The sequence below is a fragment of the Acutalibacter sp. 1XD8-36 genome, from assembly GCF_009917525.1.
Lineage (GTDB): Bacteria > Bacillota > Clostridia > Oscillospirales > Acutalibacteraceae > Acutalibacter.
Window position 1 is genome coordinate 25,072 of record NZ_QZDU01000007.1, and the last position, 26,706, is coordinate 51,777.

The window sequence follows — 26,706 nt, forward strand, 5'->3', positions numbered from 1 at the left end:
AGGCTGGGCTCTTGGCGCATAATATCTGAATAATAAAAGAACAGTACCCGGGGAAACCCCTCGGGTACTGTTTTCTTATTATCCCCTGTTCTGCTCAGGCACCTGGAAAAAGGAGGCGGTAGAGTCGTCTTTTTTCATAAACAATAGGCCAAAAGACCCCGGCCCGCAGTTGCTGGCAATGGCTGACGAGGCCTTGTGCAGGTATACCCGCTCGAAGGGGCAGTATTGCTGTACAAGGCTCTGGATGTACTTGAGCTTCTTATCATCCATCCCGCAATAGGTGATGAACAGTATGCGCCGGTCAATGTTTCTGGTCTCTAAGAGCAGCTTACGCACATAGCTTCTCGCCACCCGGTTAAACCCGCCCATCTTCATGCCGCCGACCACCATCCTGGATTTCCTCAGCACAAGGACCGGGTGCAGCAGCAACGAGTCGCAGAGAATCTGTATCTTCTTGGATATCCGCCCGGACTGGCGGAGCATATGGGTATCGTTTATAACAAAGGCGGAGGAGATAAAGCGCTTCATCCGCTTTGCCGCATCTATGATATCCTCCTTAGAGGCGTGGTGCTCAGCCATATATGCCGCGCATAGCACCACCAGGCCCATGCTGCTGGAGAGGTGCCCGGAGTCTATGATCGTGACATTCTCAAAGGATTTTGCCGCTTCGCAGGCATTATGATATCCCGCGCTCACATGCTTTGCCATGGTGATATGTATTATGTTCTGGGCCTCTGTCAGCTTCTGGGCAAAGAAGCGCTCATAGTCCTCAACCTCAGGGGCTTTGGAGTACCCGCTGCGCCCCTCGGCAATATGCATCAGCAGTTCGTCGGCCTTCAGCTCATCTTCGTCCAGGAAGCGGCCCTCGTCGGTGCACACATAGTACGGGCATACAGGGACGCCAAACTTTTTCCGAAGGGAGCTTGGAAGGTCGCAGACACTGTCTGTGGTGACCAGAATAGAGCGGCGCTGTACCTGCTCGAAGATTAAGATATCCTTCTCGATATCCGACTGGCTGGCCTCCTCGTTCAGGTGCACCAGATCCTTGGGCAGGATGCTCAGCACAGCTGCCTCAAGCAGTGCGCCGCTGACAGGCTTTGCCAGGTATCCGCTGAAGCCCTCCTTGCGGTAGAGTAGCTGGTTGTCGCTGCCGGCGTTGGCGGTGAGGGCCACCACAGGAACGTCCTGGCATAATCCCACAGGCTGGTCCCGCAGGGCGTGCAGGCACTCTATGCCGTCCATCCCGGGCATCATATGGTCCATTAGTATACAGTCATAGCGGTGGTTTTGGGTGAGCTTCAGGCACTCGGCCCCGCTCTTTGCCGTGTCTATCTGTATCTTGGTGTCAGACAGCAGCTTGCTCACCACCATCAGGTTCATGTCATTATCGTCCACAATAAGAATATGCGCGTCGGGTGCCTCGAAGCTCTGCTTGTACTGCTCCCCCTCGTGGCTCCTCGCCCGGGAGGCCAGGGTAAACGTCCCCAGCTCCTTATCATCCACAATGTCCTGGTCCAGCCGGACAATGAAGGTGGAGCCCTTGGTATAGACGCTGTTCACGCTTATCTCGCCGCCCATCATGTCCACCAGCTGCTGCACAATGCTGAGCCCCAGCCCGGTGCCCTCAATATAGCGGTTGCGCTCCTCGTCCACGCGCCTGAAGGCGTTGAAGATATAGGGGATATTCTCTTTCTTCACCCCCTGGCCGGTGTCCTCCACCGCGTACCACACCCGCACCCGGTTCAGCGCCTGGCGCTCACAGCGCACGGAAAGGGTAACGGAGCCCTCGCTGGTATACTTAACGGCGTTATTAAGAAGGTTTATAAGTATCTGTTTAATGCGCACCTCGTCGCCGCAGAGCATACTCGGTATGGAGGAGTCCACGTGCAGCTTGAACTCGAGCCCCTTCTCCTTGGCCTTAATCCATATCATATTGACGATTTCCGAGAAGAGCGCTCCTGTCTCGTAGGAGACGTTGACAATTTCCATCTTCCCCGACTTTATTTTAGACAGGTCCAGGGTGTCGTTTATCAGGGTGAGCAGCAGTTTGCTGGCCCCCTGGATGTTCCTGGCGTTTTCAGCCACATCCTCGGGGATGTCCCCACGCAGGATTATCTCGTTGAGCCCGATGATTGTGTTGATGGGTGTGCGTATCTCGTGGCTCATGCTGGAAAAGAAGTGGTTTTCCGCCCGGTTTAGCTCCTCAATCTCCTTCCTCTGCTGCTTGGAGAGCTCGTTCTCCTCCTCATACATCCGGTTGAGGAACATGAGCAGAATACTTGTCAAAAGGCCCACCATCACTACCGAAAAGGCGGAGTCAAAGAAGGAGGACTGCTGAGTGCTCTGGGCGGCAAGGTCGGGATAATAGAAGGCAGCAGCGTAGCATATCAGGGTCTCCGCTATGCAGAGGGTGAAAAACACAGCCATACGCCTCCCCCGCAGGGTGAGGCAGACATAGATGAAGCAGAAGATAAACCACTCGGGCACCCCGCTGTAAAACCCGCCCGCCGAGAAAAAACTGACGGGGAAAAGCAGGAGCAGCAGGATTGTGATAGCCGTGGCCCCGGTCTGTATGCGCTCCTTCTGAATGCTGACCTTTACAATCATCCCCATGGCCACAAGGCTTACCACCAACGCCAGGATATTCCATATGCTCCTGCCCATTGGCATGATAAGCAGCAGCGCTACCATGCAGGTGAGGGTCACAATGCGGAACATCCGGTCGCGCAGGCTTACCCGGTGGTCGTTGATGAGTTCAAACCATTTTTTAATCACTATGTCTTACATCCCTTCAAACACGATATTTAAAGACAGAGCCGGGAGCCCTTATATCCCGGCAATCTGTCCGCACAGCTCCTTATATGCCTGCAAAAGGGCTGAGTGGTGCTCGCGGATAAAGTCTCCGTCGTCCCGCTTGCCCGCAAGCTCCAGCTCCTTGGCCTGGGCGGAGAGCTGCTCCGCGCCGATAGTCAGGGAGGTGCTCTTGAGGGCGTGGACCTTTACGGCGTACTCGCCCCAGTCCCCGCTGTCAAACAGGGAGGCTATCTCGTCACTCTTGGCCTGGCACTGGTCCCGGAACATGCAGAGCATTTCCCGGTAGAAGTCCTCGTCTCCGGCGCAGTAGTCAAGCCCAAGCTGTACGTTTACCCCGGCTTCTGCAAGGGGGGCAAAGGGGGAGGAGGCAGCGGCCCCTGAAACTATAGGCTGGCTCTCCGGGACAGCGGCCTCAGGCACGGAAATTTCCTCAGGCGCCGGATTTTCCTGCTCAATACCGGCCTCCTCAGAGCCGTGGCTCTGGCTGTACAGAATAGAGCTCTTTGGCAGCACCTTCCGAAGCACCCGCTCCAATACGGTGCGCTCAATGGGCTTTGGCACAAATTCCGTAAAGCCCTCGCTGCGGAACATCTCCCTGGCGCCGCTGACCGTGTTGGCAGTCAGGGCAATAACTGGCAGGTCCTGATACATGCCGTCCTTCAGCTCGCGGATACATTTTAATGTCTCCACACCGTCGAAGCCGGGCATCATATGGTCAAGGAAGATAATATCATAGGACTCATTCTCACACTGCTCTATTGCCTCTCTGCCGCTAAGACAGGTCTCCACGTCTATCCCATAGGTCCCAAGTACGCCCTTTGCAACAACCAGGTTCATCTCCTCGTCGTCCACCGCCAAAGCCCTGACTCCGACGCAGGTAAAGGGCTTGCGGCCAGCGGCCTGGTCTTCGGCAAACCCACGCTCACCGAGCTCACCGTTAAGGATATTGGCGACAGACAGCGCGGAGAAGGGCTTATGTATCACAAGCAGTCCGCTCATGCTGTCCAGGGTGAAGCCGCGCTCGGCAATAACTATCACCCTCTTGGTATTTGCAAGCTCCTCGTAGTATTCACGGTTTTCCTCGTATTCCGGCTGGGCAATGAACACATGGGTCAAGTCGTGGGCGCGCTGTATTCTGAGCAGGCCCTCAAAGTTATGGGCCTGATAGCCGTTTACGCCAAGGCCCTTCATCAGGCTGAGTATCAGCCCGTCATAGTAGCCCTTGACCTCGTCGCTGGCGTACTTATCCGGCTTAAAATAGCACCCGATACATAGCTCGTCCGCATTGGTAAGCATTATACAGGGCCGGTCGTCCACAATCCACTGGGGTATAACTATATGGGCGTGGAGCCCCTGCTGGGTCTTGCTGGAGAAATGTATAAAGCCGCCCATGGCGTTTAAGAGCCCCCGGGCAATGGGGAGGCCAAGGCCAAGCCCTCCCGCAAGGCGGCTGCTGCCGCTGTCGGCCTGGTAGAAGTCGTCGTACATTTTGGTGAGCTGGGCGTCGGTCATTCCGATACCGGTGTCGTGGATATCGATAATCAGGTTGATACCGTACCCCTCCCGGCGGTATCCTATGCGGACGTTTACGCCGCCCTCCTCCGTAAACTTTATGGAGTTCTCCACCAGGATTTTCAGCACATGGGATATCTTTTCCGCGTCCCCGATAAGTACTGCGGGCACCTTCGGGTCGATATCAAAGACCAGCTCAAGGTGCTGGCGGTTGGACTGCAGGGCGGTGGAGGTTATAACATCGTTTAGCACAGAGGTTATCATATATTCCTCTTTAGCAGGGGTCAGCGTACCGGTCACTATCTCTGTATAGTCCATCATATTGCTTATCTGGCTCGACAGACGTTTTCCGGCCATATTTATGGAGGTCACGTCCGAGCGGATATCCGAATTGAGCTCCTTCCCAAGGGCCACCTCGCTGATACCGATTACCATATTGATGGGGGTGCGCAGCTCGTGGGAGACGTTGGAGAGGAAGACCGCATTCTGCCGCTCTACGGTCCGCAGCTCTGCAAATATATTCTCGTACCACTTATGCTGGGCAGTGCGGCGGCTAATCCAGTATCTTGCAAGGGAAGTGCCGCCTAGGACTATCACAGCCCCAAGGACCAGCCGCAGGATGTCGTGGAAACTAAGGGAAGGGGAGATAGTGTGCAGAACAAAAGCATGGTACAGTATTGCCAGGGCATACAGGGCAACCGTCACATGCAAAATCCACTTTCTGTTCAGGATAAACAGGGAAAATACCATAATCCCGGCTATAGCCGGGATATCAAATAGACTGGCCTCATGCACGCTGAAGAAAAAGAACTCAAACAGCAGCAGGCCAGAGCAGAGGCTCTCATAAAGGGTGTCCGAGCCGATTCTCGCAATATGCAGAAACCATACGCTAAAGCAGCCCGCTATCATCAGGGGGATAATCCAAAGCTCCCAGGCTGTAAGGACTGTGACGATACATAGGACGCTGCTGAAAACAGTAGCTAGAACAGCCAGCAGCAGATGTTTGCCTGTTTGTTCATCCGCCCTCATTATGCTTTTATCTCCTGCGCGACCCTTTTGAGCAGCTCCTGGGGCTGGAAGGGTTTTTTCAGATAGTTCACTGCACCCATTTTGATAGCGCTTACCACGTCCCCCTCAAGGCCTGAGGCTGTCAAAAATATCACAGGTACGTCTTCCACAAATTCCTTCATGCGCTGGAAGGTCACAAAGCCGTTCATCTTTGGCATCTCAATATCCAGCAAGACCAAATCCACCTTCTCATGCCTTAGCATATGCAGCGCATCCATGCCGGAGCTTGCAAGAAGCACGTCATAATTTTTCTTTAGTATGATTTTGGTTCTAGTCAAGTTCATTTCGTCGTCATCCACAACTAAAATGCGTTTTTGCATATAAGCCACCATGCCGGCCCCTGTACAGTCTGCGCGGATATATGTGAAAAAGTGCAGACGAAGGGCTCCCTTTCTTTAAAATATAGGCTGCGCTATAGAATAATTTATTAGCACATATACACAATATATTATAAGTGAAACCTGCCGGAAAATCAAGACATATTTTGCGAATATCACAATAAGATTAGGCCAAATGAAAGCGCCCCTGCCGTATCTGGCAGAGACGCTTTCAGACCTTACCTGCCGGTCAAATATCCTTCTTCCATATCCTGTCCCTGGAGTAGGCGATATTGGCAATGCCGCCGTCCAGCCGCCGGAAGCGCTCGTCCTTCTTTTTGGCGTACAGGCAGGGCCGCCCGCCGAAGCCCATGGCCTCGATACCGTCGTCGGTCCCGGCCATTATCTCGTCACAGAGGGATATAGCGTCCTCAACAATGTCGGGGGTCTCTGCGCCGCCGCCGTGACCGCCCCAGAGCCCGTCAAAGGCGGGCAGGAAGTCTTTAAGGTGCAGCAGGCTCTCCTTATACTCCTCAATAGAGGCGGACTCAGTGCCGTACAGCAGGGTGTTCCTGTTGCAGGAGTCGCCGGAGTACACTACGCGCAAATCCCGGTCCAGGAATACCACCGTGCCCCATGTGTGCCCCGGCACGGCAATTACCTCCAGCTCCACGCCACCCAGGTCAAAGATGTCACCGTCCTTCACCGGCAGAGTCTTCACAGGCCCTGGCACGGTCACATCCGAGAGCCTGGGCTCAGTGGGCAGCGGGGCAAACATTGCGCCGCTTTTTGCAAAGTCCAGGCGCATTTCCCGGCTGCTGTGGGCGTACATCAGCTCTATATCCTCCGGCGCGATACGGACCTCTCCGTATTCAAAATCCGCGCCGATATGGTCCACATGGCCGTGGGTGTTCACAAGGGTCACAGGCAGCTCTGTCAGCTCGCGCACGAAGGCTTTTAGGCTGCCCACCCCGGAGAGCCCGTCTATAAGCAGGGCCCGCTCGCCGCCCTCGATAAGATAGGCCTGCTCCCCGCCAAGGCCAGTGATAAGGGTCACATGCCCGAATATCTTGCGCGCCCTGAAAAATTTTGACTCATACATGGCAATCGTCCTTTCCGGTAGATTTGATTTTATTTGGTATAAGCTTTAGCCGCTAAAGCAGCTTTTTCACTCAGGTTCTTCCCGCAAAGAATTCATCTATCTCTTTTCTAATCTCCTCATGCTTCATATGCTTCAGCAGATACCCCGACGGATTCAGGGGCATTACCTTTATCATGCTCTGAGGGTCCCTGCGCCCTGTGAGGAAGATGACCGGCACCTTCTCAAACTCCGGGACAGTGCGGAGCATTTCCAGAGTCTGGGCCCCGTCGCATACGGGCATTTCATAGTCCAGCAGCACCAGGTCCGGCTGGTCCAGGGAGATGGCTCTGAAGGCCGCAGCGCCGGAGTCCACCAGAGACACCTCGTAGTCCGGCTCCAAAAGGGACTTCATGCCCTGGCGTATGGTGGCGGAGTCGTCCACCACCAGTATCTTTTTCCTGTAGTGCTCCTCCTCATACTGCTCCTTGGCGCTGCGCTCGCTGAGGTATCTTTCAACCTCCTTCATGGCGTTCTCGTTCTCAAGGGGCGTGAGCACCGAGGCCTCCAGCAGGTGGGGTGCTATGGCGCAGTAGGCGAAATACCCCGCGCCGCCGGTGTTGAACAGCAGGCTGACCTGGGGCTTCTCCCGCTCAAATATATCCTGGAACTGCTCAAAGGAGAGAAGGTTTTCCTCCTTGAGCTCGCAGTTTTTGCCGGTCTCGATAAACTCCATGACCTTGCCCACAAACTGCCTGGCTGTATACCTTGCCGCGTGCACCAGCATACTGTCCATGCGGTTTGACTGTATTCCAAGTATCTTGCCCACGGTGTTCACAAGCAGGGTCTCCTCAAAGACCATCAGAACCTCCTGGCGGGTCTCGGAGTCCTTTGAGCCGTAGGCAAGCCTGTAGTACACGCCCTTGCCGAACTTCTCGCCTCCATATGTCTCGCTGACTACCTTGGACTCCAGGTGGAACAAGTCAAAGACCAGCTGGATTATGACCTTCTTCAGCGCCTCCAGCTCGTCCTCGGGGAGAAGCTCTCCCCATTTGCTTATGTTCTTCCCGGCGATGGCCTGGTCCTCAGTGAGGGTATGGCCCACAAGCCACCCGGTGCATACGCCGATAAAATGCTCTATGGCCTCCTGGGAGTAGTTGCTCTGCTCCAGCTCCTGCTCAAGGGCGGGAAGGGTGTCTTCCCTGAAGCCCTTATGTATCTTCTTGTGCCGCTCCAAGCCCTCATAGCCCATAGTGGCCATATAGAGCTCCTCCTCGGCGAAATGCTTCACGGCGTGCCCGCGGAAGAACTTGATACCCTCCTGGCAGGTGCGCCGGTAATTCTCGCCGTCTTCGGCTGAGGAGAACAGCTTATTGATGATTTTGAAAAGCCGTTTATGCTCCTTGTCAATCTCCTCAACCCCGATTTCATATTCTTCGAGCCACTCAAGTTGACCGTCCATATATATCCTCCTGTGCTGAGTATTTCCCATAAAGTATAGCACAAAAAAACAGGCCTGTCCATTCCTAAAAGGGAAAATAATACGCCATTTAAGGCACCCTGAAAACAGCAAAAGGACCCGCGCAAAAGCGCAGGTCCCAAGGCTTATAAAGGAACTATTTAGCGGGCCAGGTAGCGGTCATAAGCGCCCTGAGTAATCTCGATAGCGCGCTGTACGCCGTGCTGCTCCAGCTCGGCAATGTAGGAATCCCAGTTCTCCTCGATGTCCAGAGCGCCGCTGATGAACTTAGCGGTGTTCTCCTTAACGCAGGTGCTCATATCGGCATAGAGGGCCGCACGCTCGGTGGACTCCTCCTGGGTCAGGGAGATGGTGGGCACACGCCAGTCATCCTTGGCGTTGGTGGTCCAGACGGTGTAGCAGGTCTGGTCCTTCTCGGGCACGCCGCCCAGCTCACGGGTCCAGTCAGACCAGTTGGCAACGCCGGCGGAGGGGCAGAGGTAGCTGTCCATGGTCTGGGCCAGGTTCCAGCCGTTCTCGTTGTTGGTAATCTTCTCGGTGTAAACAGGCTTGTCGCCCTCGAAGGTGAAGGTGTCGCCCTCAACGCCGTAGTTGGCAAGCAGGGCGCCCTCCTCGGTGAACAGGTAGTCCAGCCACTTCATGGCGACTTCCCAGTTCTCGCAGTCTGCAGAGATGGCGGTGTTGCCGGAGGTGTAGGAGTCCCTGAGGCGGATATGCAGCTCGTCGCCGGCATTCTTAACAGGAGGGTTGATGGGAGCCCAGTTCATGTTCTTGTCCTCAGAGGAGCTCTCATACAGGGAGGGCATGGTGTACACGGCGGGGATAGCACCGGTCTTGCCGGTGACAACGGTAGCCATGTCGGCAGTACGCTCGTCGGTGGACATGAAGTCGGGGTCGATAAGGCCCTCCTCATACCACTGGCGCATGGTGGTGACGTACTCCTTCCAGGCGTCGTTATAGGGGCCGTAGGTGACCTTGCCCTCGGCGTTCAGCTGCCAGCCGTTGAGCACGCCAAGGCCTGCGGACATCATGCCGAACTCGCCGTCGCTGCCGGAGAAGTTCAGAATCAGGGGGGCGGTGGCGCCCTTCTCGTCCTTGAAGGCCTTCAGAACGTCGTGCCACTGCTCATAGGTCTCGGGAGTCTCCAGGCCCAGGTCGTCCAGCCAGTCCTGACGAATCCACAGGCCCAGCCAGGGGCCCTGCTTTGTCTGGCGCAGCTCGTAAACAGCGCCCAGGCGGCCGGAGTCGGTGGTGGAGAGCAGCTCATAGTTCTTGTCGGACTTGCGAATTTTCTGATAGTTGGGCATGTACTCGTCAACCTTATCGGTGAGGTCCATGAAGTAGCCGTCGTCGATAGCGGCGTCAACGCCCTCGGCGTAGTAGGAAGCGCCGTAGCAGATAAGGTCGGGCAGGGTGCCGGAGGCTATCATCAGGTTGAAGTTGGTCTGATAGTCGGCGGATGAGACCATCTCGAAGTTCAGGTGAACACCGGTGCGGCGCTCCATCTCCTGATAGAACTCGTTGTCGTTGTAGTCGGTGGTGACGATGGCGGCGTTGGTGCTGGCAGACACGAAGTAGCTCAGCTCAACGGGCTCGTCAACGATGGGCAGCTTGAACTCCCCAGTGGCGGTCTCGCCCTCAGTGGCTTCGGAGCTCTCCTCGCCGGAGCTCTCGGAATTCTCAGAGCTCTCGGTGCTGCCGGAGCTCTCGGAGCTGCTGGTGCTAGAGCCGGAATTGCCCCCGCAGGCTGCCAGAGACAGCACCAGTGCAAGGCACATCAGCAGTGCAATGGCTTTCTTTAAGCTTTTCATTTTGGTTTCCTCCTAACAGATTTTTGTGGATTTCTCTATGCAAAAGCACCTGTTACATTTAAGCTTCAGGCGCTGTATGCAACTTTTGAAGCTTACCCCTTGATGGCGCCAATCATAACGCCAGACTCGAAGTACTTCTGTACAAAGGGGTAGAAAATGAACATGGGGACGGTGGAGACAATTATCGTGCAGTATTTCACCAGCTGCTTATAGAGTATGGCATCGGCGGAATCGCCTGAGCCCAGCACGCTTATGTCCACGTTAGTATTGCTGTTGCTGGTGGTGACAAGTATCTCCTTGAGCACCAGCTGCAGGGGGAACTTATCCTTGCTGCGCAGGTAAATCATGGCGCTGAACCAGGAGTTCCAGTTGCCTATAATATAGTATAGTATAACAGTCGCGAGAGTGGCCTTAATAAGCGGCAGCATTATCTGGAAGAGTATAGTGAACCTTCCGGCGCCGTCCAGCATTGCGGACTCCTCCAGGCTCTCGGGCACGTTCTGCATGGCGGTGCGCACAAGTATCAGATAGAAGGCGCTCATGCAGTGGGGGAGTATAAGAGCCCAGCGGCTGTCGAACATGTGCAGGTCCTGAGTCACCAGGATGTAAAGGGGCACGATACCGCCGGAAAACAGCATTGTGAAGGATATGAGGAACATAATGGGGCTGGCCCAGAGGAAGTCCTTCCTTGAGAGGGCATAGGCCGCCATTACAGTCAGGAACATTCCAAGGGCGGTGGTGCCGAACACGTATAAGAGGGTGTTCAGGTAGCCGGTCCATATCCTGTTGTCGTGGAACACCAGCAGGTAGCCGTTGATATTGAAATCCTTTATCCTCCAGATAAGGCCGGTCTGGTTCATGACCCAGCCCGCGTCGGAGAAGGAGGCGCATATTACGTGCCAGACCGGAAGGATGCAGACGACGATGACCAGGGCGAAGAAGACGACGTTTACGCCGTTGAATATCTTGCTTCCCACTGACCTGTTTCTTACCATAGCCATTACAGCATATCTCCTTTCATCGAGAGTTCAGTTTAGAACAGTCCGGACTCCGTGTACTTCTTGCTGAAGGCGTTGGCAAATATCAGCAGGAAGAAGTTCACAACGGAGTTGAACAGGGACACGGCGGTGGAGTAACCGTAGTTTGCCTCCTGCAGGCCCTTGCGGTACACGAAGCTGGAGAGGATGTCGGCGGTTTCATACACCTGGGGGTTATAGAGCAGTATGGTCTTCTCATAGCCCACAGAGAGCATCTGGCCTATACGCAGTATGAGCATTATCATAATGGTGTCGATTATGCCCGGGATGGTAACCCGCATAATGCGCTGCAGGCGGTTGGCCCCGTCTATCTCCGCGGCCTCATAGAGGGTCTGGTCTATGCCCGCAAGGGCTGCGACGTATATGATAGAGTCAAAGCCAAGGTTTTTCCACAGGTCCGACACAACATATATGGTCCGCCAGTTGTCCGGGTTGCCCAGCAGGTTGTCGTAGTTGCCGGTGACAGCGCCCACTATAGCTGTAACGGCGCCCTCGGTGGAGCAGAAGTCGATTATGATACCGGCCACCACCACCATGGAGATGAAGTAGGGCATATAGGACACGGTCTGGATGGTCTTGCGGTAGCGCTTGCTTCTGAGCTCGTTGAGCAGCAGAGCGAAGAGTATTGTAAGCGGGAACTCTATGCCAATCTGCAGAAGGCTCAGTATGAGCGTGTTGCGGATGGTCCGCCCGGCGAAGGCGGAGCCGAAGAAGTCCGCAAAGTTCTTCATGCCCACAAAGGGGGAGTTGAAGAATCCAAGCTTCGGCTTGAAATTCTCAAAAGCCATCAAAAGGCCGCCCATGGGTATGTAGTGGAAGATAATGTAGAAAGCAACGGCGGGCAGGACCATGATGAACAGGGGCCAGTTCTTGACAAGGTCCTTTTTGATGTTGGACCAAGTGAACTTGCGCGGCCTGCGCGGTTTTGCTTCCAGCGCTGACGTAGAGCTTCGCATAACATCTTTCCTTTCTTGCCTCTTGCCGCCACAGACCCTATGGACTTGCAATACGGTCGGACGGCTGGGGAATATTTGACTTTATATTAACAAATTGTTTCCAAAGTGTAAAGCGCCAGAATTTTATGGGGGACACGGCGCAAATACTGGTACTAATTCAGCTATAGTCGCAATTTTTGCCGCCTGCCGGTGCAAAAACAGCAAAAAACAGGAACGGCACGCTTCTGCCGCCCCTGTTTTCCCGGTATCCACAGTGCTGATATGTTATTACAGCAATCTCAATTTTGCATAATTGCTTTAAGAAAATTTCAAAACCGCGCCTTTATGACGCTCCCTTGGCGTACTGCCCGGGGGTAATCCCCTCGTACCGCTTGAAGGCCCGGATAAGTGCCCGCGGGTCCGCATAGCCTGTGCGCTCGGCGGTCTCCCGGACGCTGGCCCCCTCTGTGAGCAGCTTCTTCGCAGCTTCCAGCCGCACGGCGTGCAGCTCGTCTAAAAGCCCGCTGCCTGTGGCGGCCTTGTACTGGTGGCTGAGGGTTGAGAGGTTCATGCCCAGATGGTCGGCTATCATGCTGGCATTCAGGGCCTGGTCTTGGTAGTTTGCGCGGATAAACTCCAGAACGCTGCCAGTAAGCTCCCGCTTCAGCTCTGAGAGCTCAGACTTGGGCTCCCAGGAGATACCGTCAAAGAGCTCCCTTAAGCCAGCCTCCATCTCCCGGGCGGTCTCATACTGCTGGAACCGGTGCATTATGTCCCCGGCCCGGCTCTCTGTCACGTAAGGCAGGATGACCTCGGCGGTGTCAGCATACCGCCGCCGGATACGCTCCACCGGCAGGGACATATTGGAGAGGTCCCCGGAGATTATCTTCTCAAGGCAGCCCTCGGCCCGCTGTCTTTTGCCTGCGCCAAGATATTCTGTAAGGGCCTTCTGATGTGATAGGAAATCACGGTAGGACTCGGCGCCGTCGCTTTCGGGCAGGCCTCCCGCAGGACAGACCCCGCGCCCGCGCTCCACCCGCCAGAAGCTGTCGTGATAGAGGGTCCTATATATTGTGGCCCAGGCCCTTGGCGCCTCCTCAAGGCGGGTATAGGTGTCGCTCATATAGCAGACAAGGGGCATGGACATGGACTGCTCCGCGGCAAAATGTATCTCAGCTGTCTCCTCATAGCTCAGCGCCCGCTGTATGAGCACCGCCGCACAGCGCTGGAACTGCAGGCTGACGCCGCCGCTTTTGTCCAGAAGGATATCGTCAAGGTGCTCCCTAAGATTCATAAGCACGGAAAAGCTGTTGTCCCTATGCCTTGCCGGGGCGAAGGCCAGGAGCTGATAGGGCTGGCCCTCCTCGATGTACTGTGAGAGTATGGAGGGGCTCTCGGTTATCCCCAGCAGATACTGGGCCAGGGCCGCGCTGAGTATCTGCTGCTCAGAGCTCATTACCTGGCTCGCAAGGTCTTCCTTTTCCTGGGCGAAGCTCACCAGCGCAGAGCCGAGCTCCGAGATGGACCGGCACTCAATCTCCGGGCTCCCAGTGCCAACATAGGGGAGGATACTCTTTATGGGGTGGTAGGTGCGCCTGCTCCAGAAGACGGCAAAGAAGACGCTGATTATAAGTATGACAGCAATCTCTATCAGCAGGTCAATCCAGACTATGCGCAGCTGCTGGTAGTAGGCGTCCCGGCGGGTGAGAAAGCCGTAGCGCACCCGGCTGAACCCGGAAGGGTACTGGGAGTACACATACCGCTGGCCCTCAAGGTCCACCTCCCCGGACTCGGAGCCATTCTGGGCCAGAAGCTCACACAGGGCCCCGGCCCGCTCCCCGCCGCATATGAGGCGGTAGCTGTCGTCGGTGACAAAGGCCTCGAAGTCCCCCGAGCTCCAGGGGGAGAAGCTGCGGTCGAGCTGTATAATTATTCCAACGCAGGAGATGAACTCCTGTGTGCTGGAGTCATACTGGCTGCGCAGGACCATTACCCAGCCGCCGTTTGTCTCCTTATACACTGTGGCGATATGCTCGGAACTGCTGCCGCTGTCCAGAAGGGAGTAGAAGCTCCCGTTGTCCAGCTGCAAATCCCAGGGCAGCAGGCCGGCGGCCTCAGGATGGTAGGTGCGCCGGTCGGTTACCAGGAAGCCGCTTTTGGCAAAATAGCAGAAGCCCCTGTAAAAGGACGCATTTTGTCCTATAGCCCGGGAGAGGGATTCGCTCAAATCACATAGGGCAAAGAGTTCCTCGGCGCTAAGCTCACTTTTCTCTGACAGGTAGGAGGCCACGGTGTCTTCTGAAAATATGGATACAAGGTTTGCCGCGTGGCCCAGGGTGCGGTCGCACTCCTGACGGACAAGCTGCATGGAGCTCTCCTGGTCCGACATGATAGAGTCCTGGACCCGGCGCTCCAGCCTGACGATGGTGAAGAAGGAGAGCAGCAGAGGCAGGAGGCAGACGGATAAATATGAGGCGAGAAACCGTTTATACACATTCATGCTTTCCGTATTCACCCCTTTTGCGGATTTTAGAGCAATATATATAACTATACAGGAAAATTGTCAGAATTGCAAGAAGTTTCACCAGCGGAAATAAAAATTTGCAATTTATTTTCAGGGGCTTGACACCGTAAGCCCCCCGTGATACAATTTCCTGGAGCTGGGATTGGCTCAAAATAATGCTGAAAGGAACGGTATGATATGAAAGCCATTACTGTTAAAACCATGAGAAATCTCGGGAGGGTTTTAGGTATCTAAGGCTTCCTCCCGCATATTTTAGGAGGAAATCTGTTTTGTTTAGAAAAAATTTCAAGCTGCTGTCAGCTTTCTACAAGCCCTACCGCGGCCTCTTTGCCGCCGACCTTATCTGCGCCATGCTGGTGTCTGGAATCGCCCTGATAGTGCCCCTTGGGGTACGGTACATAGCCGACACCCTGCTTAACAAAGGGGAGTACCAGCTCGTGCTCCGGGCGGGGCTTCTCCTGCTGGGGCTGGTGATAGTGCAGGCCCTCTGCACCTATTTCTACGACTACCAGGGCCACTACCTTGGGGCGAAGATAGAGCGGGATATGCGCTCAAAGCTATTCAGCCATTGCCAGAGGCTGTCCTTCTCCTATTACGACAGCCACACCGTCGGGGACCTGATGTCGCGAATCACCAACGACACTCTGTCCCTGGCTGAGTTCTTCCACCACGTGCCGGAGGACCTGCTGATAAACTCAGTGAAGCTGGTGGGCGCGGCTGCAATACTCATGTCCGTGCACTGGCAGACCACCTGCATAATTCTGGCTTTCCTGCCCTTTATGCTCATGTACACCCTGTATTTTAACCGCAGGATGGGCAGGGCCATGGAGGGCGCCCGGCAGAGCATGGGACAGATAAACGCCCAGGCCGAGGACTCCCTCTCGGGCATCCGGGTGGTACAGTCCTTCTGCGGGGAGGCCATGGAGGAGGAGAAATTCTCCAGGCTGAACAGCCGGTTCCTGGAGGACCGCCGGGTGGGTTACCAGAGCGAGAGCAGGCTCTACACCGGCATGGACGCTTTTGCGGCTATAATACCCATCGCGGTGGTGGTGTTCGGAGGACTTGCAATTCTTCAGGGCGGGATGGACGTCTCGGACCTGCTGCTCTTTCTATTATATATAGGCTACTTCACAGGGCCTGTCCAGAGCCTTGTGAACACCAGCCGCCTGCTGCAGGAGGGCCGCACCAGCTTCAGGCGCTATAGGGAGCTGATGGACACACAGCCCGGCGTAACCGAAAAGCCGGGCGCCGGGGCCCCGGAGAGCGTGCGCGGGGATATAGAGTTCCGCAACGTGAGCTTCCGCTACGGCGAGGGGGATGAGGTCTTCCAGGGCCTGGACCTCAAGGTCAAGGCCGGGGAGTACGTGGCCCTGGTAGGCGCGTCGGGAGTGGGGAAGACCACTCTATGCGCCCTGCTGCCGAGGTTTTACGAGTCCGGGGAGGGCACGGTGCTTCTGGACGGCAGGGATGTGCGGGACATATCCCTCTCTGCCCTGCGCAGGAGCATAGGAGTGGTACAGCAGGACGTGTACCTTTTCACCGGCACCGTCGCTGAGAATATCGCATACGGCAGGCCCGGGGCCAGCCGGGAGGACATAGTAAATGCCGCGAAGCTTGCCGGGGCAGATGAATTCATAAGAGAGCTCCCCGGGGGATACGACGCGGACATCGGCCCCCACGGGGTACGGCTCTCCGGCGGACAGCAGCAGAGGCTGTCCATAGCCCGGGTCTTTCTGAAGGACCCGCCGGTGCTCATACTGGACGAGGCCACCAGCGCCCTGGATAACCTCAGCGAGAAGCTTATCCAGCACAACCTGGAGGGCATGGCAGGGCGGCGCACCACTCTGGTCATAGCCCATAGGCTGTCGACCGTGCGCAACGCCGGCCGGATAGTGGTGCTCGACGAGAACGGCGTCCGGGAGCAGGGGACCCACGAGGAGCTCATGCAAAGGGGCGGCGTATACGCGGGGCTCTACAGGGCCTCGGAGCAAATATAAATCATTAAGTGGGAAGGAGCGGGATAAACACCCGCTCCTTTTGTAGTTAGTGCAATTTAAGAAAGAAATTTTGTTTAATCTGTTGACAAACACGAATTAGGTGGAGTATAATTTATTAACAATACAATATTTTCAGCAAGGAGGGGTCCAGTGTGAGGCGCAAGTCCTATACTATTTCAATAATTGCCGGCGTAATATTACTTCTCTTTTGCGTAATAGCAGGCATATCGGCCTGGGATAACCGTATTGAAAATCAATTCCCCCTCTGGATGGATTTTGACCCTAAGTGGAGGACTGATATAGACCCCGATGTTGAGCTTGTATTTGCAGGAATAGACTTTGACGTGCAGAAGCCGTCGGGGGAAAAATACGACGATGTGCTTATAGTTATTAAAATCAAATCGGGTGGTGTTGCATCCGGGGCTCCGGAGACTTACTCAGTAGATTATTTCTATGAAGACCAGTGGCATATGGTATGGGACCAAGGCGCAAAGCTATCCGTAACGGAATATCATGACGGCACGTGGACCTTCCCGGTACCTGCGGGGCTTTTCGCGAAAGATGGGAAATACCGTATGTTTATTCATGGACTGGGCTACTGTGATATGGACATAATGGGCATTGAATCGGCAAATGGATAGTTCTGATTATAGCGTAGTTATGAGAAAGCACGTTCCGGCTTGGAACGTGCTTTCTGCATGATACTATTAGTAGTGGAATTTCTTTCTCTTGCCAATAAGGAACGCCAAAGTTACCACAGCCGCCATGACCTCGGCGGCGACGATTGACAGCCAAATGCCGTCAAGCCCCCATATCAGCGGGAATATGAGCACTGCCGCAACCTGGAACACAAGGGTGCGCAGGAAGGAGATAAGCGCCGAGGTGAGGCCGTCGTTCAGGGCGGTGAAGAATGCTGAGCCGAATATTGCTATGCCGGAGAAAAGGAAGGAGAAGGAGTAAATGCCAAAGGCGCTTACGGTTATATCAAAGAGCACCGGGTCATAGCCCACGAATATAGTGGATAGAGGCCGGGCCAGCACCTCAGCCAGCCCAAGCATTGCGGCGGAGCTTGCGAGGATAATAACCGTGCTCTTGCGGTAAAGGCTCCGAAGCTCGTCCCTGTTGTCCGCGCCGAAGTGATACCCTACCACCGGGGCCACCCCTGTGGAGTAGCCGATAAAGATAGCCATGAAAATCATGCTCACATACATGAGCACCCCATAGGCCGCAATGCCGTCCTCACCGGCGTAGCGGATTAACTGGGCGTTATACAGCATGCTGACAATGGACATGGATATATTGCTCATAAGCTCAGAGGAGCCGTTTGTGCAGGCTTTGAGCAGGGCCCTGCCGTCAAAGGAGGTCTTGCACAGCCGCAGGCGGCTTGAGTTTCTGCGCCCGAAATAGAACAGCGGTATTATGCCGCCAAGAGCCTGGCTGATAGCCGTGGCAGAGGCCGCGCCCGCCAGGCCAAAGGGCAGGACAGCGGTAAACAGGGCGTCCAGCACCATATTCGCTACACCGGCTATCACGGTGACCATAAGGCCAAGCTGTGGCTTCTCGGCGGTGATGAAAAAGCTCTGGAACTCATACTGCAGCATCAGGGCGGGCAGGACCGGCAGGATAATGCGCCCATAGAGCACGCAGTTTTCAAGCATTTCACCCTCGGCCCCCAGCCAAGCGGCAATGGGACGGATAAACACAAAACCTATCAGGCCAAGTACCACGCCGCACCCGGCGGTCACATACACAAAAAGCGAGAACAGCCGCTGGGCTTTATGGTTGTCCCCCTCGCCCATGGTCCGGGCAATTAGGGCGCTGCCGCCCGCGCCGAACATAAACCCGACCGTACCCAGTATCATCAGGAAGGGGAAGATAAAGTTGACGGCGGCAAAGGACGTCTTGCCCACAAAGTTGGACACAAAGAAGCCGTCTACCACTCCGTAAATTGAGGTGAATACCATCATAACCACAGAGGGCAGTGTAAAGCGGAACAGCTTTCCATATGTAAAACGGTCGGACAGTTGTATATTCATAATTATTACCTCCTAACAAAAAACAGAAAATATACTCTTAAAGCTCCTTTACCTTCTCCCGCAGCGCCTCAAGATACCGGCGGGTCAGGGACAGATACAGCTCCCGCTCCTCCGGCAGCCATTTCCCGATTATCTCGTCCTCAATGTCCATCAGCCGCAGCACCGTGCCCACACATAGCTCCCGGCCCTTTTCCGTCAGGCAGGCCCGCTTTTTCCGGCCGTCCACCGACTCCAGATAGAGCACCCCGCCGCCCTCCAGCTTCCGCAGGGCAGAGTTGACGGTCTGCTTGGGTATGCCCGAGTAGGCTATAATGTCCCTTAAGGAGCACTCGCCATCAAACAGGCAGATGGTATACAGCACGCTCATGGCGCTGTCTGTAAGGCCCAGCTTCAGCGTGGCCTCGTGATAAATGGCGTCGGTCTCGCTAATGAGCAGGTCCAGGCGCTTGGACTGCTCCCGGATAGCGTCAGACATACGGCTTCACTCCTTAAGTACGATTTCGTACACGGCACAATTTGTATTATAGTACGTTTTCGTACATTTGTCAAGAGCGTTTTTGTTGCTATAGCTTACTAATCCAAAAATTTAATAACTAAAAAATTAATATGATAATTCAAAAAATCTGTATTGCATGAATTACCCAACTGTGGTATAATATTTCGGAAAACGGAAAAAACCGGAATAACTGTGGAAGGAAGATGCAAAATGAAGTCAATCAAATCCAAGATACAGGCCAGTATGCTGTCGGTGGTATTAGTTGGGTCAATTTTGATTGGCATAGTAACCGCACTGCTCAATGCCCAGGGTATTGACTATACCATGGAGAAGACCCTGGGTCCGGCCACCCATATTGCCGCCCATGCGGTGGAGTGGCAGATGGATAAGTATTGGATAGCCCTGGAGGAGGCCGCGGCCTCGGATATATTCAGGGAGTCCGAGCCGGACGCCGAGGAGCTGGTGTCTGTGCGGAACTCACTTGCCGAGCGCAACGGATTTATCTATACCGGCAAGATAGACGCCCAGGGGATGTCCTCTACAGGTGATGACTATGGGGACCAGGAATACTTCCTGCAGTGCAAGTCCACCATGAAGCCATATATCTCGGACATTATGAACGACGGCAGTCAGATGATTTTCCTGATGGAGGTGCCCATAATCACTGACGGACGCTTTGACGGAGTTGTGTACGGCGGCATAGATGCCGACTTCCTGTCGGAGATTGTGGCAGACCTGGCGATGGGTGAGAGCGGCATAGCCTATGTTATGGACCAGAGGGGCAACGTCATAGGGCATAAGGACCGCGACGTGGTGGAGAAGGGCTCCAACATGATAGAGGCGGCAAAATCTGACCCCAGCGTAGCGGACGTGGCGGCTGTAAACCAGCGGATGATAAATGGCGAGTCCGGCTTCGGGGAATATAAATTCTATGGGGACAACAAGTTTGTGGGCTTTGCCCCGGTGGAGGGCAACCAGAACTGGAGCATTGCCATCGAGGCCAGCCAGAAGGAATTTAAATCTACACTGGACCAGAGTATCCTACTAACCATAGTGGTGGTGCTGCTGGTGATAATTGCCACCTTCCCGGTGGCGGTGAAGGTGGGGCGCTCTATCTCCGGGCCCATCCGCGCCTGTGTAGCAAGGCTTGAGGGGCTGGCGGACGGAGACCTGCAGACCCCCGCCCCGGATATAACCTCCCGGGACGAGACCGCCGAGCTGATAGAGGCTATGGACACCACCAGGGCCAGGCTTAACGACGTGGTGCAGGACGTCTCCCACCACCTGGGCAAGATGGCTGACGGTGACTTTCGGGAGGAGCCGGACCGCACCTACTGGGGGGATTTCATCGCCATAGAGAACTCCATCAAGTCCATACATAGCGCCCTAAGGGACACTCTGGCAAGAATCAGGAGCTCCGCGGGCACCCTGGCCCAAAGCGCCGGGCAGGTAGCGGACAGCTCCCAGTCCCTTAGCCAGGGGGCTACAGAGCAGGCCAGCGCCGTGCAAGAGCTCTCAGCTACGGCGGCGGATATCTCTGAAAATGCCAAGCGGACCCTTGCCGCGGCTGAGGAGGCCGGGGACTTTGTGAACCAGGCCGGGGCCCAGCTCAATGTCAGCATAGGCTATGTAAATGAGCTCAATTCCGCAACTGAGGCCATGCGCAGGTCCTCTGAGGAAATAAGCAAGATTATCGAGACCATTGAGAATATCGCCTTCCAGACAAATATCCTGGCGCTGAACGCCTCTGTGGAGGCTGCCAGGGCGGGCACGGCAGGAAAGGGTTTTGCAGTTGTAGCGGACGAGGTGCGCAGCCTGGCCTCAAGGTCTGACGAAGCTGCCAAGGCCACAAAGGACCTGATAAGCAACTCCATTGAGGCTATTTCAGAGGGAGGCCGCATTGTGGATAAAGTTACGGACTCCCTGGATAAGACCGGCGTCCTTGCCGGAAACGTGACCGTGAAGATGAACAGCATGGTGGAGGAGGTTGAGGGCCAGACCGACGCCATCACCCAGGTCACAGATGGAATCGAGCAGATTTCAAATGTGGTGCAGAACACCTCCGTAACCTCAGAGGAGAGCGCCATGACCTCCCAGGCCCTGTCCGAGCAGTCCCGCCTGATGAACGAGCTTGTCAGCCGCTTCCGGCTGGAGTGAGCAGCATAAATAACATAAGCAAGAGGACCCGGCAACTCGGCCGGGTCCTCTTGCTTATGTGTTGGCTCATCTCAAATATTTCTTCAGCTTCCGGGCAACAGCCTGTATGTCTATGGGCTTTGCCAAATGGTCGTTCATCCCGCACTCAAGGCACCTTTGGATATCCTCTGAAAATGCATCGGCAGTCATGGCGATAATCGGTAACACGGTGTCCCCACGCTCCAGCCCGCGGATAGTGGCGGTGGCCTCGTAGCCGTCCATAACCGGCATTCGTACATCCATAATGATTGCGTCATAATACCCCACAGGGGATTTTTCAAACTTCTCAACGCAGATTTGACCGTTTTCCGCCCAATCCAGTTCCATCTCCAGCACTGAGAGCAGCTCGCTTGCAACCTCCCAGTTCAGCTCGTTATCCTCAGCCAGCAGGATATGCTTGCCGCGCAGCACCCGGTCGCCCTTATTTTTGGCGTGGACATTTTCCCTGGAGCTATCACCTGAGTAGGGCTTCAAAGCGTCTGTCAGGGTGGATTTGAACAGCGGCTTTGAGACGAATCCGGAGATACCGGCCTCCCTGGCTTTCTCTTCCATCCCGCTGTAATCGCAGGCCGACAGCAGTATATCTGGGCAGTCCTCCCCAAGGCCGGAGCGTATAGACCGGGCGGCCTCAATACCGTTCGTGCCCTGAAGCTCCCAGCCAAGAAGTATAAGCTGATATCCGCCGTTTAACTTACCGGCCTGCTCAACAGCCTGCTGCGGGCTTGAGCACCAGTCGGCGCTAAGCCCCATGGATTCAAGGGCCTTAACAGTATTTGTACACAGCCTCTGGTCGCTGTCTACCACCAGTATGCTCCAGCCGGGAAGCCCGGCGGCGCTCTCAGGTTCCTCGGCCTTTGCCAGGTCGAGGATTACATGAAATTTACTCCCCATGCCCTGTTCACTGCTCACAGAGATGGAGCCGCCCATGTTGTCTACAATACACTTGGTAATTGTCATCCCAAGGCCAGAGCCTTCAGTCTTCTGCACCCGGGCGTTATCCTCCCGGCTGAAAGACTCGAATATCACCTTCTGATACTCCTTAGACATGCCTATGCCAGTATCGCTCACCAGGAAATGGGTGCGCACACATGATGTGTCCTCAGGCAGCTCCTCCTGATAGACTGTCACGTCGACCGAGCCATTATCCGGGGTAAATTTCACGGCGTTGCCTAAAAGGTTTATAAGCACCTGGTTTAGCCTAACACTGTCGCAGCAGACATTTTCCGAGAGGATATCGTAGGCGGCGGCGTTAAACCGCTGATTTTTCGCCTTTGCCTGTGGCATGATGATATTGACAATGCTGTCCATCACTTCCCTTAAAGATATGGGCTCGATATTCAGCGCCATTTTACCGCTCTCTATCTTTGAGATATCCAGCACGTCGTTGATAAGCCCAAGGAGATGATTGCTGGACAGGGATATCTTTTGCAGGTAATTCCTGACCTGCTCCGGGTTGCCGGCATTGTTCGTGGCAAGGGCGGTCATGCCGATGATGGCGTTCATTGGGGTGCGAATATCGTGGCTCATACTGGAGAGAAATTCCTGTTTGGCAGCATTGGCCTGTTCCGCTTCCCGTCTGGCCGCGTCCATCTCAATGTTCATACGCTTCAGCTCGGCCACCTGGCTTCTGAACAATCTGAAATACCGGAAGAATATATAGAGCAGCATGACAATGACCGCGAAGGATGAGATATAGACGATGGTAAGCCAGTTGGTGCCCATGCCTGAAATCTCGTGGTCCAGCATATCGAAGGGGAGGACCGTCACCAGATACCAGTCGCAATAGGGGAGGCTGGTACAGTAAAGGTGCCGGCGGGAGCCGCCGCTTTGGATTATCAGGGAATAGTCGTCGTCCGTGCTCATGGCTTCCTTCAGCTGCTCAATATATGGGGCGGAGTCCAGCTCCTCGTCGCCGAAAATGTCGGAAAGCCTGTCGAAATAATTCGTATGCCCGCCGTCGTCGCCTCTGACCACGTAGTTGCCGTCCTTGCAGATAACAAAGGAATAGCTCAGCGAACGGTTTGAATCCAGAAAAAGGACCTCGCCCATATATTGAGTAGAAAGCCCCACCACCATAGACAGGCTGTTTTTACCGCTTGACATAGGGTATTCACAGGGCACGCTGAACAGAATCACACCCTCGCCGCTGCTGTCAGTGGCGGGAGCCACCTTGCGCTCGCCGTTTACTATGCTGTCTAAAAACAGCTCCGGGTGGTTCAGAGCTACAGGGTCGCCGTAAATCATTTCAATCTCGCCGTCGGAGGAATACAGGGCGGCGCACATGAAATGCCGCGCTATCGCGCCGTATTCAATATCCTCCTTTGAGCCATAGCCCGAGCTTCCGTCACCTGTAGCTATGTGGGCTATGGATTCAGCCATTGTAAGCCTGAGCTCAATTACAGTCTTGAAGTGCAGGGATATCTGCTCGTTCATGCCCTCCATATAAGAGGTGCCGATATCTATAACTGTGTTTTCACTCATATTGTGAATGTATATCCCCATAAAGGAAAACACGAAAACAGTCAGACAAATCATTACCGCTATGCTAACTTTGAAGGAATGCGGTAAAGCGTTGATTTTCATAGTTCTTCCCTTTCTATAGCTTTGTATTCCAAAGGCCCCAATTACGGGACGTTCTGGGCTTTCAGCCCTTCAAACGGCTCATGGCCTGGAACATCTTGCGCATGTCCACAGGCTTTGCCAAATGCTCATTCATTCCCGCGTCCTTTGCCATGACGATATCCTCTTCAAAGGCATTTGCGGACAGGGCGATTATTGGTACGGTGCCCGCGTCCGCACGGTTCAGCCCGCGGATGACCCGGGTGGCCTCATAGCCGCTCATAACCGGCATCATCAAATCCATAAGTATGCAGTCGAAGGCTCCCGGCTCAGCGGCGGCAAAGGTGTCGACGGCGGCCTTGCCGTCATTGGCGGTCACCACCTGGGCCCCGGCCTCCCGGAGGATGTACTCAACAATCTCACAGTTAATCTCGTTGTCCTCCACTAGCAGCACCCGCATTCCGGCAACGCTGCCGGAGCTTATATCCTCGTACTTGGGCTGGCCGCTCCAGGCCTCGTCCACCCGGATTGGCAGGGTAATCTTCACTACGCTGCCCTCGCCAAGCCTGCTGCCTATCTCCACAGACCCCTTCATCTGGTCCACAAGCTTCTTTACAATGGACATGCCAAGCCCCACGCCGTTATAGTCTGTCCTGGCGTCCTGGTGCTCCTGGGTGAAGGGCTCAAAAATATGGGGCTTAAAGTCCTCTCCAATGCCGATTCCCGTATCCTCCACCGTAAAGAGGCAGCGGGCGGCGCCGTCATTAAAGGAGGTCTCCTCCGCCCGGACAAATACGGAGCCGTTGGGACGGTTGTATTTGAGGGCGTTGTCGATGACATTCATGAGTATCTGCTTTAAGTGCAGGGAATTTCCTATGACCCTGTTATGGCGAAGGCCGGACTGGTCCAGCTTCAGGCATACACCCCGCTCGCTTGCCTGAGGAGAGAGGATAGTGATACAGTCCTCAAGGGTATCGTGAAGGTCGAAGGGCTCCTCCACCTTTGCCGGGCGCCCTGTATCCAGCTTGCTCACCTGCAGGACGTCGTTTACCAAGGACAGCAGGTGCTCTGTGGACACGCGTATTTTCCTGCGGCACTCCTCACGCTGCTCCGTGCTGACGCGGCCCCCTTCAAGGATAGCCAGCATTCCAAGTATTCCGTTGATGGGCGTGCGCAGGTCGTGGGACATATGGGAGAGGAATTCGCTTTTTGCGGAGTTTGCCTGGCGCACCCGCTCCAGAAGCTCCATTATTGACTGCTCCTGCTTCCTTCTTGTCACCATGGTCTCAGTGATGTCCTGGTGGTAGCCGTTCAGACAGACGCCGGACTTCTGGAAGGTGCTGTCCGGCACGCCGCCGCAGCGGACGTAGATTTTCCCAAGGGACGGATGGTTCCAGGGGTATATCACCTCGGAGCGCCCTGTGTCCAGAATCTCCTGCACAGCCTCCTGGACCATCTCAACGTAGTCCGGCTCGATATGCTCAAACCAGTGACTATAGCAGTCCTCAGGCCCTATGTCCTCGGACACGTCCAAGAGTATGCGCATGGTACGGTCGGCATACATCCTTGGCTTGCAGCCGTTCTCAAGCTCAATGGTCCAGGTGCCCATCCGGGCCCCCTCCAAAACATCCTCAAGGCTGCGCCGGGCCTCAAGCCTGTATTTCTCCTCCTGCTCCACCACGGCGTTTACATCCCGTAGGGCAAAAATGGCGCAGTTCTCCCCGCTGGTCTCCTCGGTAGCGGAAAAATGCATTTCAAGGTGCTTGAGCCCGAAGGAGCTGCCCTTCGCCTGATACCGTACAGAGAGCTTTTTCTCGGCCCTGAGCTGGGCCAGCACATATTCCTTTTTTGTGGCGGCAAGCAACCTCTCCTGGTCGGCGGGGGCCACGTGCTGTGATATGTACCGCTCCATTGCCGCCTGATAGCCGTCTTTGAAGCTGGCGGCCCAGTCTATCTCCCAGCGGCTGCTGCTGCGGTAGACCTCGCAATCGCCTGTGTCAAAATTTACTTGATAAATACAGAGGTAGTCCACACTGAGGGCGTGGAGCACATTATAGCTGCGCTTCTGAAGCTCCCTGAACAGGTTGCGGCGCTTCAGGGAGGACACGATAAAGTATGCCGCGGTCTGGAGCATATTCGACGCATATTCCAGGGACTTCACAGGGGGATTGTCCACGCCGTAGAAGCCGATAATTTTTTTGTCGTCGTAAAGAGGGACCACCACAAGGGAATGTATACCCTGCCGCTTCAGATTTGCATATTGAAGGGGCTCCGTTTCCCGGATATCCTCCAAATGCTCGATAACAATATGGTTGCCAATGCGGAAATTGCGGTACCAGCTGGCGCATATTTCCGGGGGAAGATTCTGAAGATTTTCCTTTTCCGGAGCAACACCTTCGGCGGCCCATTCATAGGTGTTGTCGTCACAGCCGGACTCGTTCTGTTCAAATATATAGGTGCGCTCTCCGTTCAGCGCCTTCCCCAGGCGCTCCAACAGCACCTCCAGGGACTGGTCCGGGGTCTCCTCCAACAGAGCTACGCGAAGGCCCTCATTGAGAACAGCCTCAAGGTTCTGAACATTCTGCATACCGCTGTGCTGCTCACTGGCACAGGGCTCCTTTGATTTCCCGCAAAGCTCCAAAACTCCCCCTGAATTGTCCATACGCATGTCCTCCATTCATAACGCTTCATGCCGTAAATACCACAGCAAATTCCAGCACGGAAGAGTTCCTTGCTGGAAAGCACTGTTTATATATCTTGAGCTTAATTAATTCCTTTTCGCGGTTTAGCCGTAAATTCCAAAAAATCAATATAATAATACCACGTGATGAGGGTCCTGTCAATGA

16 protein-coding genes are annotated in these 26,706 nt (G+C 54.9%); 3 read left to right on the forward strand and 13 right to left on the reverse strand.

Annotated features, from left to right (window positions below):
• Positions 1–78 precede the first annotated feature (78 nt).
• The 9 genes from D5270_RS11490 to D5270_RS11530 form a co-directional block, all read right to left on the reverse strand.
• Positions 79–2,775: a DegV family protein gene (locus D5270_RS11490; RefSeq protein ID WP_166544236.1), complete on the reverse strand. Its 2,697-nt coding sequence runs from the start codon at positions 2,773–2,775 to the stop codon at positions 79–81.
• 51 nt (positions 2,776–2,826) lie between these two features.
• Complete coding sequence (locus D5270_RS11495; RefSeq protein ID WP_166544237.1) at positions 2,827–5,355, reverse strand: response regulator; 2,529 nt, start codon at positions 5,353–5,355, stop codon at positions 2,827–2,829.
• Positions 5,355–5,726, reverse strand: a complete 372-nt coding sequence (locus D5270_RS11500; protein ID WP_330587523.1) for a response regulator — start codon at positions 5,724–5,726, stop codon at positions 5,355–5,357. Before D5270_RS11500 ends, D5270_RS11495 begins: the two co-directional genes overlap by 1 nt.
• A gap of 235 nt (positions 5,727–5,961) precedes the next feature.
• Positions 5,962–6,813, reverse strand: coding sequence for an MBL fold metallo-hydrolase (locus D5270_RS11505; RefSeq protein WP_166544238.1), 852 nt, complete (start codon positions 6,811–6,813; stop codon positions 5,962–5,964).
• 70 nt (positions 6,814–6,883) lie between these two features.
• Entirely contained in the window at positions 6,884–8,251 is a 1,368-nt protein-coding gene (locus D5270_RS11510) for a hemerythrin domain-containing protein (protein WP_166544239.1), read from the reverse strand.
• A gap of 158 nt (positions 8,252–8,409) precedes the next feature.
• Positions 8,410–10,080 (reverse strand): extracellular solute-binding protein, encoded by a 1,671-nt coding sequence (locus D5270_RS11515; RefSeq protein WP_166544240.1) that lies wholly within the window; start codon positions 10,078–10,080, stop codon positions 8,410–8,412.
• Positions 10,081–10,172: 92 nt separating this feature from the next.
• A complete protein-coding gene (locus D5270_RS11520; protein ID WP_161473641.1) occupies positions 10,173–11,081 on the reverse strand; it encodes a carbohydrate ABC transporter permease in 909 nt (302 codons plus the stop codon).
• A gap of 32 nt (positions 11,082–11,113) precedes the next feature.
• Positions 11,114–12,073 (reverse strand): ABC transporter permease, encoded by a 960-nt coding sequence (locus D5270_RS11525; RefSeq protein WP_166544241.1) that lies wholly within the window; start codon positions 12,071–12,073, stop codon positions 11,114–11,116.
• 322 nt (positions 12,074–12,395) lie between these two features.
• Positions 12,396–14,552: a helix-turn-helix transcriptional regulator gene (locus D5270_RS11530; RefSeq protein WP_166544242.1), complete on the reverse strand. Its 2,157-nt coding sequence runs from the start codon at positions 14,550–14,552 to the stop codon at positions 12,396–12,398.
• A gap of 293 nt (positions 14,553–14,845) precedes the next feature.
• Here D5270_RS11530 and D5270_RS11535 point away from each other — a divergent pair, with 293 nt between their 5' ends.
• Both D5270_RS11535 and D5270_RS11540 read left to right on the forward strand, forming a co-directional pair.
• A complete protein-coding gene (locus D5270_RS11535) occupies positions 14,846–16,573 on the forward strand; it encodes an ABC transporter ATP-binding protein (protein WP_243150340.1) in 1,728 nt (575 codons plus the stop codon).
• 152 nt (positions 16,574–16,725) lie between these two features.
• A complete protein-coding gene (locus tag D5270_RS11540; protein ID WP_166544243.1) occupies positions 16,726–17,214 on the forward strand; it encodes a hypothetical protein in 489 nt (162 codons plus the stop codon).
• A gap of 66 nt (positions 17,215–17,280) precedes the next feature.
• Here the strand turns inward: D5270_RS11540 and D5270_RS11545 are convergent, their stop codons facing one another.
• A complete protein-coding gene (locus D5270_RS11545; RefSeq protein ID WP_166544244.1) occupies positions 17,281–18,609 on the reverse strand; it encodes an MATE family efflux transporter in 1,329 nt (442 codons plus the stop codon).
• A gap of 37 nt (positions 18,610–18,646) precedes the next feature.
• Positions 18,647–19,084, reverse strand: a complete 438-nt coding sequence (locus D5270_RS11550; RefSeq protein WP_161473637.1) for a MarR family winged helix-turn-helix transcriptional regulator — start codon at positions 19,082–19,084, stop codon at positions 18,647–18,649.
• A 231-nt stretch (positions 19,085–19,315) separates the two neighbouring features.
• Between D5270_RS11550 and D5270_RS11555 the strand changes: the two genes are divergently transcribed.
• Positions 19,316–21,262 carry a methyl-accepting chemotaxis protein gene (locus tag D5270_RS11555; protein ID WP_166544245.1) on the forward strand — a complete coding sequence of 649 codons (1,947 nt, stop codon included), beginning with the start codon at positions 19,316–19,318 and terminating at the stop codon, positions 21,260–21,262.
• Positions 21,263–21,328: 66 nt separating this feature from the next.
• Here the strand turns inward: D5270_RS11555 and D5270_RS11560 are convergent, their stop codons facing one another.
• Positions 21,329–23,782 (reverse strand): response regulator, encoded by a 2,454-nt coding sequence (locus D5270_RS11560; protein WP_243150341.1) that lies wholly within the window; start codon positions 23,780–23,782, stop codon positions 21,329–21,331.
• Positions 23,783–23,945: 163 nt separating this feature from the next.
• Positions 23,946–26,522 (reverse strand): GAF domain-containing hybrid sensor histidine kinase/response regulator, encoded by a 2,577-nt coding sequence (locus D5270_RS11565; protein WP_166544247.1) that lies wholly within the window; start codon positions 26,520–26,522, stop codon positions 23,946–23,948.
• Between the last annotated feature and the right edge of the window lie 184 nt (positions 26,523–26,706).

Excerpts from the sequence above, each read along its gene's own strand:
- D5270_RS11520 (WP_161473641.1), bottom strand. The coding sequence starts at position 11,081 with ATGGCTATGGTAAGAAACAGGTCAGTGGGAAGCAAGATATTCAACGGC.
- D5270_RS11495 (WP_166544237.1), bottom strand. The coding sequence starts at position 5,355 with ATGAGGGCGGATGAACAAACAGGCAAACATCTGCTGCTGGCTGTTCTA.
- D5270_RS11560 (WP_243150341.1), bottom strand. The coding sequence starts at position 23,782 with ATGAGTGAAAACACAGTTATAGATATCGGCACCTCTTATATGGAGGGC.
- D5270_RS11500 (WP_330587523.1), bottom strand. The coding sequence starts at position 5,726 with ATGGTGGCTTATATGCAAAAACGCATTTTAGTTGTGGATGACGACGAA.
- D5270_RS11510 (WP_166544239.1), bottom strand. The coding sequence starts at position 8,251 with ATGGACGGTCAACTTGAGTGGCTCGAAGAATATGAAATCGGGGTTGAG.
- D5270_RS11505 (WP_166544238.1), bottom strand. The coding sequence starts at position 6,813 with ATGTATGAGTCAAAATTTTTCAGGGCGCGCAAGATATTCGGGCATGTG.
- D5270_RS11545 (WP_166544244.1), bottom strand. The coding sequence starts at position 18,609 with ATGAATATACAACTGTCCGACCGTTTTACATATGGAAAGCTGTTCCGC.
- D5270_RS11555 (WP_166544245.1), top strand. The coding sequence starts at position 19,316 with ATGAAGTCAATCAAATCCAAGATACAGGCCAGTATGCTGTCGGTGGTA.
- D5270_RS11530 (WP_166544242.1), bottom strand. The coding sequence starts at position 14,552 with ATGAATGTGTATAAACGGTTTCTCGCCTCATATTTATCCGTCTGCCTC.
- D5270_RS11550 (WP_161473637.1), bottom strand. The coding sequence starts at position 19,084 with ATGTCTGACGCTATCCGGGAGCAGTCCAAGCGCCTGGACCTGCTCATT.
- D5270_RS11525 (WP_166544241.1), bottom strand. The coding sequence starts at position 12,073 with ATGCGAAGCTCTACGTCAGCGCTGGAAGCAAAACCGCGCAGGCCGCGC.
- D5270_RS11565 (WP_166544247.1), bottom strand. The coding sequence starts at position 26,522 with ATGGACAATTCAGGGGGAGTTTTGGAGCTTTGCGGGAAATCAAAGGAG.
- D5270_RS11515 (WP_166544240.1), bottom strand. The coding sequence starts at position 10,080 with ATGAAAAGCTTAAAGAAAGCCATTGCACTGCTGATGTGCCTTGCACTG.